The 13270-nt window shown below is 45.4% G+C and carries 9 protein-coding genes and 3 tRNA genes; 9 read left to right on the forward strand and 3 right to left on the reverse strand.

The annotated features are described in order from the left end of the window. Positions 1-413: 413 nt before the first annotated feature. From FTT86_RS07560 to FTT86_RS07580, 5 genes are all read left to right on the forward strand, one after another. Positions 414-3893 (forward strand): Rne/Rng family ribonuclease, encoded by a 3480-nt coding sequence (locus FTT86_RS07560; protein WP_180180922.1) that lies wholly within the window; start codon positions 414-416, stop codon positions 3891-3893. Positions 3894-4066: 173 nt separating this feature from the next. Further along, positions 4067-5908: a long-chain-acyl-CoA synthetase gene (locus FTT86_RS07565; RefSeq protein ID WP_180180923.1), complete on the forward strand. Its 1842-nt coding sequence runs from the start codon at positions 4067-4069 to the stop codon at positions 5906-5908. Positions 5909-6103: 195 nt separating this feature from the next. Beyond that, a tRNA-Lys gene (locus tag FTT86_RS07570) sits at positions 6104-6179 on the forward strand. Positions 6180-6199: 20 nt separating this feature from the next. Next, a tRNA-Lys gene (locus FTT86_RS07575) sits at positions 6200-6275 on the forward strand. Between the two features lie 75 nt (positions 6276-6350). Further along, a tRNA-Lys gene (locus FTT86_RS07580) sits at positions 6351-6426 on the forward strand. A gap of 182 nt (positions 6427-6608) precedes the next feature. Here the strand turns inward: FTT86_RS07580 and FTT86_RS07585 are convergent. Then, positions 6609-7298: a hypothetical protein gene (locus FTT86_RS07585; protein ID WP_180180924.1), complete on the reverse strand. Its 690-nt coding sequence runs from the start codon at positions 7296-7298 to the stop codon at positions 6609-6611. A 243-nt stretch (positions 7299-7541) separates the two neighbouring features. Here FTT86_RS07585 and FTT86_RS07590 point away from each other — a divergent pair, with 243 nt between their 5' ends. From FTT86_RS07590 to FTT86_RS07605, 4 genes are all read left to right on the forward strand, one after another. Next, a complete protein-coding gene (locus FTT86_RS07590; protein WP_004278536.1) occupies positions 7542-7817 on the forward strand; it encodes a PspC domain-containing protein in 276 nt (91 codons plus the stop codon). A gap of 230 nt (positions 7818-8047) precedes the next feature. Continuing rightward, complete coding sequence (locus tag FTT86_RS07595) at positions 8048-8833, forward strand: sulfite exporter TauE/SafE family protein (protein WP_180180925.1); 786 nt, start codon at positions 8048-8050, stop codon at positions 8831-8833. An 82-nt stretch (positions 8834-8915) separates the two neighbouring features. Continuing rightward, on the forward strand, positions 8916-10328 hold the full coding sequence (locus FTT86_RS07600) for a DASS family sodium-coupled anion symporter (RefSeq protein ID WP_180180926.1): 1413 nt from the start codon (positions 8916-8918) through the stop codon (positions 10326-10328). Positions 10329-10543: 215 nt separating this feature from the next. Next, positions 10544-10924 carry a hypothetical protein gene (locus FTT86_RS07605; RefSeq protein ID WP_180180927.1) on the forward strand — a complete coding sequence of 127 codons (381 nt, stop codon included), beginning with the start codon at positions 10544-10546 and terminating at the stop codon, positions 10922-10924. 37 nt (positions 10925-10961) lie between these two features. On the opposite strand, the gene FTT86_RS07610 is transcribed toward FTT86_RS07605, so the two are convergent. Beyond that, entirely contained in the window at positions 10962-12071 is a 1110-nt protein-coding gene (locus FTT86_RS07610; protein ID WP_180180928.1) for an HPP family protein, read from the reverse strand. A 258-nt stretch (positions 12072-12329) separates the two neighbouring features. Then, on the reverse strand, positions 12330-13124 hold the full coding sequence (locus tag FTT86_RS07615; protein WP_180180929.1) for a transglutaminase family protein: 795 nt from the start codon (positions 13122-13124) through the stop codon (positions 12330-12332). Positions 13125-13270: the final 146 nt, after the last annotated feature.

Here is a 13270-nt window from a genome sequence, read left to right on the forward strand (position 1 = left end):
CTGATACACATCAGATTAGTCGCAACCTGAAGACGACTTCAGGCTACAGCGTTGATGCATTGGATCTGCACAGTTTGTAAAGATACGACGACAATTCCGTATCAAGACACTTTCTATAAAGAAGGGATGATCTTCGAGCAATGTGACAGTGAAAGTTACACACATCCAATGCACCGCTCGTCCGCCAGTGAAGCGTTCAGGTGACTTTAATCCGTTTAAAGATTGAAGCCGTATTGCCATCATCAATACGTGAATCAAAAACCGAAGCCCATCTATATTAAATAGAGCTCGGTCATAAAAGACTCAAACCACAATGAAATTCATTGCAGATTTGAGCCATTGATCCGTGATGTGTGATGTTCGCTACGTGTATAGCGATTTTTTGCTGTGTATCACTATAAGGTGTTACACCCATGAAACGTATGTTGATTAATGCAACACATGCCGAAGAAATTCGCGTTGCACTTGTCACTGGTCAGCGTCTTTACGATTTTGATTTAGAAAATCGTACCCGTGAACAAAAAAAATCCAATATCTACAAAGGTCACGTGACTCGCGTTGAACCTTCTTTAGAAGCTGTATTCGTTGAATATGGTGCAGGTCGCCAAGGCTTCCTGTCAATGCGTGAAATCGCAAATTCATATTACAAAGCCGACCCTCGCCAAACTTCAAATATCCGTGAACTGATCACTGAAGGTACCGAACTTCTGGTTCAGGTGGAAAAAGAAGAGCGTGGCAATAAAGGCGCTGCCCTGTCTACTTTTATCTCACTTGCTGGCCGTTATTTGGTATTAATGCCAAACAACCCGAAAGGTGGTGGTATCAGCCGTCAGATTTCCGGTTCAGTGCGTGAAGAACTGAAAGAAATGCTGGCAACACTGAACGTGCCACGTGGTATGAGTGTGATTGTGCGTACTGCCGGGATTGGCCGTTCACAAGAAGAATTGCAACTCGACTTACAGCACTTGTTAGACCTTTGGGCACAAATCCAGAGCACTGCAAGTTCAGGTCCATCGCCAATGTTGGTACATCAGGAAGCGGGCGTGGTGACACGTGCCATTCGTGACTACCTGCGTGATGATGTTGCTGAAATCCTGATTGACTCAGAACAAGCCTATAACGAAGCCTACAACTTCGTAAAAGCGGTAATGCCACGTCAGTTAGAAAAGCTGAAAACCTATACCTTAAATGAACCTTTATTCGCGCATTTCGCGATTGAAAGCCAAATTCAAACCGCTTATGAACGTGAAGTAAAACTTCCTTCGGGCGGTTCGATCGTGATCGACCAAACTGAAGCTTTAGTGTCAATTGACATTAACTCAGCAAAATCGACTCGCGGTAGCGACGTTGAAGACACCGCGTTAAACACCAACATTGAAGCGGCAGAAGAAATCGCGCGTCAATTACGTTTACGCGATATCGGTGGCCTGGTGGTGATCGACTTCATCGACATGACCAAAGACCGCAACCAGCGTATGGTGGAAGCGAAGCTACGTGAAGCAACGCAAAGTGACCGTGCCCGTATTCAGTTCGGTCAATTGTCACGTTTTGGTTTGATGGAAATGAGCCGTCAACGTCTACGTCCTTCTCTTGAAGAAGCGACTGGCTACGTTTGCCCACGCTGCCATGGTACCGGCATGGTTCGTGATCTTCGTTCTTTATCACTTTCGATTATGCGTAAAGTGGAAGAGATTGCATTACGCGAACGTCATGGTGAAGTTCAAGTCGAAGTTCCAGTGGAAATTGCGGCCTTCTTATTGAATGAAAAACGTCACACCTTGGTGTATTTGGAACAGACTTCAAATGTACGTGTGACTGTGTTGCCGCACCCGCATCTAGAAACACCGCATTATGAAATCACTTATAATGCCGAAGGCTTTGCACCAACCAGCTATGAACGTACTGAAGCAACACGTTCAAGTGAAAAAGAGTTGGGCTATGAGTCATCTGAATGGCATTTAGAAGAAGAACAACATACGCATGCTGCTGCACCAGCGCCTGCTCAACAGCAAAACAACGGTAGAAACAATAAACGCCGTAACCAGCAAAACCAAAATGCACAGCAAGTACCTGTTGCGCAACAAGCTCCTGCCCAAGCACAAGTTGCTGCTCCTGCATCTAGCCCATGTGCCTGGTTAGAAAACCTGTTTGTTCAAAAACAGGCTGCGACTGTTGATCAATCGCGTACTGCCAACAATGCAGCTGCAGCAATTGAACAAATGATCAATGGCGGTGCGGTGAGCCGTGGTCAGTTCGGTCAATTGTCTGCACCAGTGGCACAACCTGCGCCACAGCAAGTGTCTCAACCTGCTGCTCCGGCAAGCAGCAATGCCTACCTTGCACCATCGACTGTAGCGCAAAAACAGGAACGTGATGCTGAAAAACCGGCAGAGCGTGATGAAAGAGCGCCGCGTCATAACAATAAAAAACCACGCAATCCGAAGCACAAAGAACCGCGTGAGCAGGTTCAGTCCGAAGCTTCCGCTCCTCAGCAACATCAGGTGCATGAAGAAGTGGCTCAGGTATCTCGTCAAGAGCAACGTCATGAAGCACGTGAAAACAAGCGTAATTCTCGCCGTCAGCATCACAACGAGCCATCTCAGCAAAATGATGTTCAAAACAATGAGCAACAGCCACAACAGGCAATGCCACGTCGTGACCGCCGTAACCAGCCACGTCAGGAACGTCCAAATCGCCACCGCGATCCAAGCGTGCTGAATGAGCAGGCTCAACAAGCAGCACCTGCAGTCGTTGAAGCGCCAGCAGTCAATGACAAACAGCTTCGTGTTGAGTTGGTCGATGCACCACGTCAAGACGTGATGCCAACAGCCATGGTCGTGAATATTGACCAGGCGAAAAGCGAAATCGTGGCATTGAATGACAATGCTGCAGTTGTAACGCCAGCGGTTGAAGTTACTGCACCGGCAGATGCGCCAGTTGAAGAAGCCGCTGCTGAAAATGTGGTGGAAGCTGCACTGACAGCACCTGCTGAAGAAGTTGTGACAGCGGAAGAATCAAGTGCTGAAAAACCTCGTGCCAGCAACGATCCGCGTCAGCGTCGTCGTCAGCAACGTGAAGGACAGCCTCAACAGGCTACAGTTCAAAAGTTGACTCCGTCACAAGTACCAACTTTGGGTCAGTTCACTATTGGTAGCCTGATTCGCCATGTTTATGGTGAAGACTGCTCCGTACTGATTGAACAGTTTGGTTTATTGCCAACCTTCAACCGTGCTCTAGAGAAGTTCACAAAAGAGTACAACGCGAGTCTGGTGGCTGCAGCATCGCCTGCCGCAGAGAAAAAACCGGTTACCCGTGATGTTCAAGTAACCGTAGCCAAGGTTGAAGCGGAGCCGGCTCCAGTTCTGGACCTGACTCCACCAAAACCGGTGTCGGACAAACGTGTCGCAAACGATCCACGTGAGCGTCGCCGCCTGGCTAAACAGGCTGCAGAACAGGCCCTGCAACAAGCCAAGCAACAGGCCAAAGTAGAAACAGCTCCGGCAGTTGAAACTGCGCCAGAAGCACCTGTAGCAGCAGAAGCGCAAGCAGAGTCTGCTGAAGCAGCGGCAACTGAAACTCCAGTAACCACTGAAATCGCTATTGAAGAAACCGTAAATGCTCAGCCAGCTGAACAAGCAACTGAAACGACGGCACCAGTAGATACAGCTCCTACAGAAGCGGCTCCAGTGACTGAAGCTCAACCTAGAGATGCTGCGCCAGTTGAAGCAAATGCTGAATCAGAAGCTCCTGTTACAGAAGCCCAGGATCAGGCCGAAGTAACAACAGAAGACACTGAAGCCAGCGAAGCTGAAAAAGCGGAGAAACAGGCTGCTCGTCCACGTCGTCCACGTGGTCGTCCACCGAAAAAAGCCAATACTGCAACTGAATCATAATTTGCTCAATTGCAGTCATCTAAAAAAACCTAGTCATTTCGGTGACTAGGTTTTTTTTGCTAGATTTAGTCAGAATAGGTTGATTGCACTAGTGTTTTAACGCTAAAAGATGGATAGCTCGTCTACTGTATATAAATTGAACGTATCGGATACGAAAAATAAATAGGATTCTCATGACCCAAATGAAACCACACGATCTGATTGGGATTGCAGATGTCGCTGCCAAAATCCCGGCTTTTTTGACCAAAGTGCCCAATTTGCTCACTGGTCTAAGACAGGCATATTTACGTACTCCGAACACACCGGCCGGCCTGGGTCTGGCTTTTGAAAAAGCGACCAAGCGTAACCCCGAAGGTATCGCCTTGCGTTTTGAAGAGCAAAGCTATAGCTATGCTGCTCTAAATGCTCGGGCCAACCAGATTGCCCATTTCTATCTCTCCTTGGGTGCCAAGAAAGGTGATGTAGTTGCCGTGATGGTCGAGAACCGCCCTGAGCTGATTGCCAGCGTGATTGGTCTGGCTAAACTGGGTGTGACCACCGCCTTGGTGAATACCTCTCAAGTCGGCAAGGTGCTGACGCACAGTATCAATCTGGTCAAACCGATTGCCCTGATTGTGGGTGAAGAGTGTCGTCATGCAGTCAACGAGATTCGTAATGACCTGAATATTAGCAGTGACCGCCTGCACTGGTTTGCAGATCAAAACACTCAAGCCGATCCGGGTCAGGTGCCTGAAGGCTTTATCAACCTGGCTGAAAAAACCGATCTTGCTCCCAAATTCAATCCATCAACTACTCATTCGGTACAGGGCAAAGACGGGCTGTTCTATATTTACACCTCGGGCACCACGGGTCTACCTAAAGCGGTGATCTTTACCAATGGTCGCTGGACGCTGGCTTATGGCACCTATGGGCATGTGCTGAATCTCAATAAAGATGATGTGATGTACTGTACCCTGCCGCTTTATCATGCCACAGGCATGGTGGTGTGCTGGTGCGGTGTCATTGCAGGGAGCAGCACCCTGGCGATTCGGCGTAAATTTTCGACCTCTTCTTTCTGGAAGGATGTGCAAAAATTTGATGCCTCTGCGATTGGTTATGTCGGTGAGTTGTGCCGCTATCTGATGGATGCTCCCCCATCTGAACTGGAAAAAGGTCACCGCGTGACCAAGATGATTGGGAATGGCATGCGCCCAAATATCTGGGATAAATTTAAATCCCGTTTTGGCATTCAGGAAGTGCTGGAACTGTATGCCTCCAGTGAAGGCAATGTCGGTTTTAGCAATATTTTCAATTTTGACAATACCGTCGGTTTCTCACCCACACCGTATGCGATTATTGCCTTTGATAAAGATAAAAATGAGCCGGTGCGGGATACTAAAGGCCGTTGCAAACGAGTGAAAAAAGGCGAAACCGGTTTACTGATTGGTAAAATCACCCGCCGTTCACCTTTTGATGGTTATACCGACCCGGAAAAAAACAAGTCAGTCATTATGCACGACGTATTTACCACAGGTGATGCTTACTTCAATACCGGAGATCTGGTGCGCAATATCGGCTTCCGTCATGCGCAGTTTGTCGATCGTTTAGGCGATACTTTCCGCTGGAAAGGGGAAAATGTTTCTACAACTGAAGTGGAAAACATGCTGACCGAGTATGACAAAATCGTTGAAGCGGTGGTGTATGGCGTAGAAATTCCCAATACCAATGGTCGTGCCGGTATGGCCGCGATTACCCTGCAACCCGATGTAAAATTGGATGATGCAGATTTAGCAGCCATGGCCGCTTGCTTTAAAAAATGCTTGCCGGCTTATGCGGTACCGGTATTTTTACGTATACAACAGCAGATTGAAACTACAGGTACCTTTAAATACCAGAAAAATAAATTGAAAGAGCAAGCATTTGATCCGAGTAAAACCGATGAACGCCTGCTGGTGTTATTGCCAGGTGCAACGGCATATTCGGAGCTCACCGCAGAGATTTTTGCCAATATCCAGGCCTATCAATATCGCTTCTAAGTACTGAAGTTGCCTATTTTTTGTTTAGATAAAGCATAATTGTTGTATTTATAATCAAACATGGGCAACTTTGTTATTTTTTGCTTGCGCTGAAATGAGATCTTGCTACAATACGCTCCATCAAACAAAGTGGTGCTTTAAGCTATTTAGCTTGACTTGCACTGCACATTCAAACCTGGTTTGAATGATGGTTCAGGGTCGTTAGCTCAGCTGGTAGAGCAGCGGACTTTTAATCCGTTGGTCCCGCGTTCGAATCGCGGACGACCCACCACTTATTTGATATCCCTTGATGGGTCGTTAGCTCAGCTGGTAGAGCAGCGGACTTTTAATCCGTTGGTCCCGCGTTCGAATCGCGGACGACCCACCATCTTCCGAAAGGATCACGTAAAAGTACACCACACTCTTGCGTCATAAAAATGGTCATCATCATTTTTATTCCTCAGGGTCGTTAGCTCAGCTGGTAGAGCAGCGGACTTTTAATCCGTTGGTCCCGCGTTCGAATCGCGGACGACCCACCATTCTTTCCTTAGAATGTCTCCCTGATTTCCCTTATTATATTTTAATTAAATTGCGATGTTTTGGTCGTGTATTTCTGCGCCCAGATTTTAGGCTCACACGTTCCCACAACTTGCCTTTATTGTCTAATCTAAATCGTATTTGAATTAAGCTTTCGACCAGATCAGCCGATTTTTATCGGGCATTATTTTTGAATATGAAAGGATGTGTCTTTGACCAGTTCATAGGCTTTTGAAGGTGCCGGATAACCGCGATCAAATAATTCCCGGTTGGTTCTTTCCTTTTCACTATAGATTTTTTCCAGATTCATGACTAAGTGATTTGAATCTTTAATCTTATAGTAAAAGCTCGCCCCTTCTTTGCGATTCACTACTATATCGGTACGCTCAGGATTGATAAACCAGCGGTCTTTACGGTAGGTGATATTGTGAGCCGTGCTGTTTTTGGTATTATCAATAAATACTTTGCCATACTGTAAAATGCTGCGATGCACGGTACCGTCCGGCATCAGAGTCAAAATAAATTCTGCCTTGCCTTCAGTGCAAGGGGCAAAGCGGCCATCACAATCGATTTCAGTATGATAACGGCCTATAAACGCCTTGGCATCCTCTGGTACAGTTGCCGGGTTTAAATCTGCTTCTACCGGAAGAGTCGCCTGCCCTGCGACCTGAGTTAAGGATTTGGCGCTGACAGTCACCACATCGGCCTTCGTATTGGCAGCGGAAATTTTAACGCCCTCTTCTGAGGTCGCCTGACCTTCCTGTTCAGGTTTGACTTGCTGCTGATCGCAAGCCTGCAAAATCACCATACTCCCCAACACCAGGCTACATTTAAAAAAACTGCTTAATGTACAACGTGATACATCCAATTTCATTTTTAACAAACCTAAATAGGAAACATGGCGAGCAAAAAGCACCCAGCAAAGCTGATGAACTTTACACAAGAGTTCAATAGAATTTTCACTATGTTAGTAGCTCTTAGATCTGGTTTTAATCTTTATTAACATTACTTAACGATTTTATTTGTAATCAGCACTTTAAAAAGTTTAAGTAAACTCCATTTCTTTAAGTATGGATCCATTTTAGGACTCAAATTTATTTTTAATCAGGAGATTTTAATGGCCAATGTTGGTTTATATCGCTCTAACCGCTCAAACATGATTGCAGGTGTAATGGGTGGTATTGCTGAACGTTTTGGTTGGAACGCAAATTTATTACGTCTGATTTTTGTGGTGATTTCAATCATGAGTGCCGCATTCCCGGGTATTTTGGTTTATCTGGTGTTGTGGTTAATCATGCCGAAAAAACAGTACAGAATTGATCATGACAGCGTTCATCAACCTCAGGGCTATCAAAATCCCGTGCGTACAGTAAATCAGGATAAACGCTATTAAGCCATACAGTCATTTTTAACAAGCGTTCTTAACCAGTTTCATCGCAGAGCTTCCTCTTTCACCCCGGTTAAATGGGATGAAATTTTGATGCCACGGTAATTTCCCCAAGTTATCGTGGCTTTTTTTGCCTATCTTTTTTGTTATTTCTTTGCTGTATTACAGCTTTTCACTTTCTTTCTTAGTTGAATTCACGATAAGTTCAAGATTCCAATTTTTGAAATGGATTTCACATGACTCAGGCAGAATGGATGATGCTGTGGCTCTGTGCCTTAGCAGCCCTGCTGCATGGTTTAAGCGGCTTTGGCTTTCCCATGATGAGTACGGCTGTTCTGTCCAGTGCATATCCGCTTAGTATCGCGGTTACGCTTGTCATTCTGCCCTGCCTGCTGCTGAATCTGATCATGCTGAATGCCGATCCTACGCATAGTCTGTTGAATAGCATTGGCTATTATATAAAACGCTATTGGCCACTAATGCTTAGTAGCCTGATCGGCAGTGTACTCGGGGTCAAACTGTTACTTTGGCTAAATGAGGCTTATTTAAAACTGTTATTAGGTCTAGTAATCATATTTTATGTCTTGGACCAATTACGGGCACGGCCTTTGCAAGTTAGTCCGCATATTTCCAGTATGCTCTGTTTTGGTTTACTGGCCGGCATTATTGGAGGGGCGACCAATGCTATGGCACCTTTTTTAATGATGTATCTGATGAGTTGCCAGCTGTCTAAAACAGCTATTGTCATTATCAGTAATCTCAATTTCATTGCCGGTAAACTGATCCAGCTGGTTTTACTTTTTCCAATTCTGATCACACTGGAAACCCATCAACAGCATATTCTGATCGGGATCAGCTTATTCGCCCTTGCTGGTGTCTGGATTGGAGGCAAAATACGCCATCGTTTATCTCAGCAACACTTCAAGTGGATTGTCCTGGCTTTACTTCTCGGCTTGGGCCTGTATGCCTTCTGGCAAAGTACTGGATTATTGCAACAATCTGGTTATAGTATCTTTAAATAGGATATTTTTTAAGCAAAACAAAATTACAAATTTAAAGCTAATATAAAAAATGATGTAAATAAAAATCTTGCAAGGAGAGCATATGACTCAGACCAACCTAGCTACCCCGACCAATGCCATGCCCAAAGGGCTGCTTAAAGGCTGGATTCTTATTTTTGTCGCAGCCATTGTAGCCTATGGCTTATATCTTTACCTGCCCTATGACCAGAATGCCAATAAAGGACTGGCACTTTTAGCCTTTATCGGTATCTTATGGCTGACTGAAGCCATTCATATCACGATTACAGCTTTACTCATCCCCGTGATGGCGGTATTGCTGGCCATGCCAATGGCCTCTGGTGAGGAACTGGTTCCGATTACCACACAAGCCGCTTTGGTCACTTTTGCCGATCCTGTCATTTTCCTGTTTTTTGGTGGTTTTGCGCTGGCAACGGCGTTGCATATCCAGAAACTGGACCGGAAAATTGCCATGTGGATCATCTCCATGTCCAGAGGGCATCTGGGCATTTCTGTACTGGCGATTTTTGTGGTGACGGCGCTGCTGTCCATGTGGATTTCCAATACGGCGACTGCTGCCATGATGCTGCCTTTGGCCTTAGGCTTGCTTTCACATATGGATGTCAGCAAGGATCGTAAAACTTTTGTCTTTATCCTGCTCGGCATTGCCTATTCGGCCAGTATTGGCGGACTGGGCACCATGGTCGGTTCCCCTCCGAATGCCATTGCCGCCAAGGCCCTCGGCTATGATTTTGCCGACTGGATGAAAATCGGCTTGCCGATGATGTTCATTATTCTTCCTGCCATGCTGGTCAGTTTATATCTGGTACTACGTCCAAAACTGAATCATAAAATACAATTTGCGACCGAAGATATTCCTTGGACCAGAACCCGTATAGCTACCATGATCCTCTTTCTCTGTACTGCAATTGCCTGGATTTTCAGTAAAAAATTCACCGAAATTTTTGGTATTTCCCAGCCGGATACCTGGATTGCAATTTCGGCTGCCTGTATGGTTGTGATTCTGGGTACCGCAAGCTGGAAACAGATTGCAGAAAATACTGATTGGGGGGTCTTGTACCTATTTGGTGGTGGTCTGACCTTGAGTGCCATTCTAAAGGATTCAGGCAGTTCGCTGGTACTGGGTCAAACTCTGGCCAATGCCTTTGGTGATACCTCCCCGCTGATGATTATTTTTGTAGTCGCTACTTTTATTATCTTCCTTACTGAATTTACCAGTAATACCGCTTCAGCTGCCCTGCTGGTACCAGTATTTGCCGCGATTGCGGATCAGATGGGCATGCCCAAAGAAATTCTGGTGATTGTCATTGGTATTGGTGCCTCATGTGCCTTTATGCTGCCGGTTGCTACCCCGCCAAATGCGATTGTTTTTGGAACCGGTCATATCCAGCAAAGCGAAATGATGAAAGTCGGTTTTGTACTGAATATCATGTGTATCTTTATTATTTCACTGTTTATTTACTGGTTCTTTATTTAATCATTAAAGTTTTAAGCATCACACCATCCACAAAGCACACTCCGGTGTGCTTTGTCGTATTAATCGCCTATATGTTGAATCTTTCTCTCATCGAAAAATGATATGCATTTAACAATGATAAAGTCCCTATATTAAAAACATCAAAAAGTGGCAAATAGATATTGGACAGGATATTTCACTTAATCTCTCAACCGATCCAGAATTCCCCTTGGAAAATGACATTTAACCTCGCGCTTGCACCTCTGATCATAGCTGTAATTTTATTCCCTTATGCGCTATTTCATGAAGCCAGCTCTGGGATTTTCTCCATTTTCAAGAGCCTGTTTTCAGCGCTTTTGATTAGCTTTTTTGTCTGCCTGACTTACTGGATGATGATCTTCCCTTTCCTATTGGTGACTCACCTGCTGCTACGCCATTATCAACTGTTTAATATCATCACGATTTTAATGAGCTGCGTACTGGAAACCCTGATTCTGGCCTATATCTCGCATCCTTCAAGTGAAAATTTTAGTTCCCATTTTTTGTTTCTGCTGTGTTTTTCCCTGCCGATGGCACTATTTTACAGTTTTCTCAGCCGGCAAGCTGACCAGAGTTGATCAGGCATGCTCTGTTAAATTCCGTTTTAATCCGGTTTTAAGCTTTCATTTTAAAATGATTCAGCTCCTGATTCAGTGCGGCAATCATGTCTGCCCGACTGATAATTCCCACCAATTGCTGCTCGCTCACCACCGGAATATAGTTGAACGAACGCTCAACAAAATACGGCACCAGATCCTGAATGGGTTGTAAAGGCTGCACCGTAATTACCTTACGGGTCATGATATGTTTGACCTGATACTCCCAGCTGCTGCGCACATCGGCAGCGCGCTTGAACCATTCCACCACCTGATACATTGCCAGTGTACCGACCAGTTGTTCATCGGCATTAACGACGGGCAGGCTCATCAGGTTCATTTGCTTGAACTTGTCCAATGCGTGCTGGATATCATCATTTTCATGCAGGGTTGCTACATCCTTCGTCATAATATCCTGGCAGCTAAATTCATGTACCGCACGCGCATTGGCGCGGTTTTGTGCCTCCAGAATGATTTTTTGCAGGTCATATTCACTGATATCCAGCAACTCGGTGCGCTGATCCAGCACTTCCTGAATATCCTGCGGTTGAATGGTGACTTTCTGGGTCGGCGTCGGATCCTTGGAACGAGTATTTAGTTGAGCTTGCTGCGGATAATCCTTGCCAATCATCCGGTTAAAGACAATGGCAATTACCATCAGTAAAATTGAATTGAGTAGTACCGGATAAAATACAAAGGCATAACCGAGTTCATGCACCGGCTGGCCGCCCAGCACTGCGGTAATGGCCACGGCGCCACTCGGTGGATGCAGGGAATCTGTGGTCATCATCAGGACAATTGCCAAAGCCACGGCCACACTAAAAGCCTCAGTCGGACTAGCTATAAATAAAGCGCAACTCACGCCAATCACGGCAGCAATGGTATTGCCGACCAGAATATTCCAGGGCTGTGCCAGAGGACTGGCCGGCACTGCAAACAGCAATACCGAGGATGCACCCATCGGTGCAATATACCAGGCTTCAAAATCACCCAGAATCCATAAACTCAACAAGGATGAGACGACCAAACCCAATAGTGCTCCAACTCCGCAGAGCAAACGGTCTTTGAGTGGAAGGACTTTGAAATTCGGTTTTAAGGTATTGAGCCAGTCGAGATGGGAGTGAAACACAGTGCGCCTAATCTGATTATTTATAGATTTCGGGCATTATAGAACCAAGCCCGATGAAAGGCATCTGTGTTTTACATCTTTTCATCATTCGCGAATGCAGGCTTTTTAAAACAATATTTCGCTTAGCTTAAAAATACTCAGCAAGATTTTTTATAGGGGCTGTGCTATCTCCGCCTACTTCTGAAATGGAATAAATCCTTTTAAACCATTTTGCTTAGATATTTTCTAGATCGTTTTTATTATAGCCTACTCGTTCATTCAGGTTTGAATCAGGGGCTGGATTTTTAACAGTTCGACCTCACCATAATAGGTTGAAAATGCCACATCTCCGGCATCGACTCCAGTACCGATCCGAATAAGATTTTCGACCGGAGCCAAACGGGTCGGATCAAACTGCACCCAGCCACCGTCTAAATACGCTTCAAAAATAGCATGAAAATCTGGTAAAAACTTTTCAATTTCCACATAACCGACCACCATGCGTGCTGGAATTCCCAAGGCACGGCACAGCGCAATGCCTAAATGGGCAAAGTCACGGCATACGCCTGCGCGATGCACCAATACATCTGTGGCAGTGGTAAACTGGTCAGAACTGCCAGACACATAAAAAATATTGTTATAAATCCACTGTTCAATGGCTTTGACCCGAGTATAACCTGGTGTCATCCAGCCAAATGAGCGTTTCGCCATTTCCAGCAATAAATCCGAATTGCAATAACGGCTGGCCAGCAAATAAGGCAATACTTCATCGGGCAGCTCAGGAATGGCCACTTCTTTCAGACCCTGCTGAAGTTCCAGAGAGAGGCTCGGATGATGGACTACTGTCGCCGTATAATTCAGCTCAAAAGTCTCACAGGGTTCGACCTGTAGCCGGATATGACGATTTTGATGCTGAGCATCCTGAAATTCATGCCATGCCACCGGCAGATTAAAGCTAAGTTGTTCTTCAAGAATCTTCTGATCGGAATGATGTGCCGCCTGAAGCATAAAAATAAATTCTGTCGGTTGCACGACCTTGTATTTTAAATGGCATTGAATTTGGTAAGTGGTCATGAAGTTCCTTATTTTTAAGCATTATTATATTGCGTGAATATTAAACTAATTTTAGAGCAGCAATCGTATGAGATCCGTTGAACTTTATGACTCTCCGGTTAACAGCATGCCATATATCTGATTTATTCCTGATTTTCAGATCAGCC

It is taken from the genome of Acinetobacter sp. YH01021 (assembly GCF_013420255.1).
In the GTDB taxonomy this organism is placed as follows: Bacteria; Pseudomonadota; Gammaproteobacteria; order Pseudomonadales; family Moraxellaceae; genus Acinetobacter.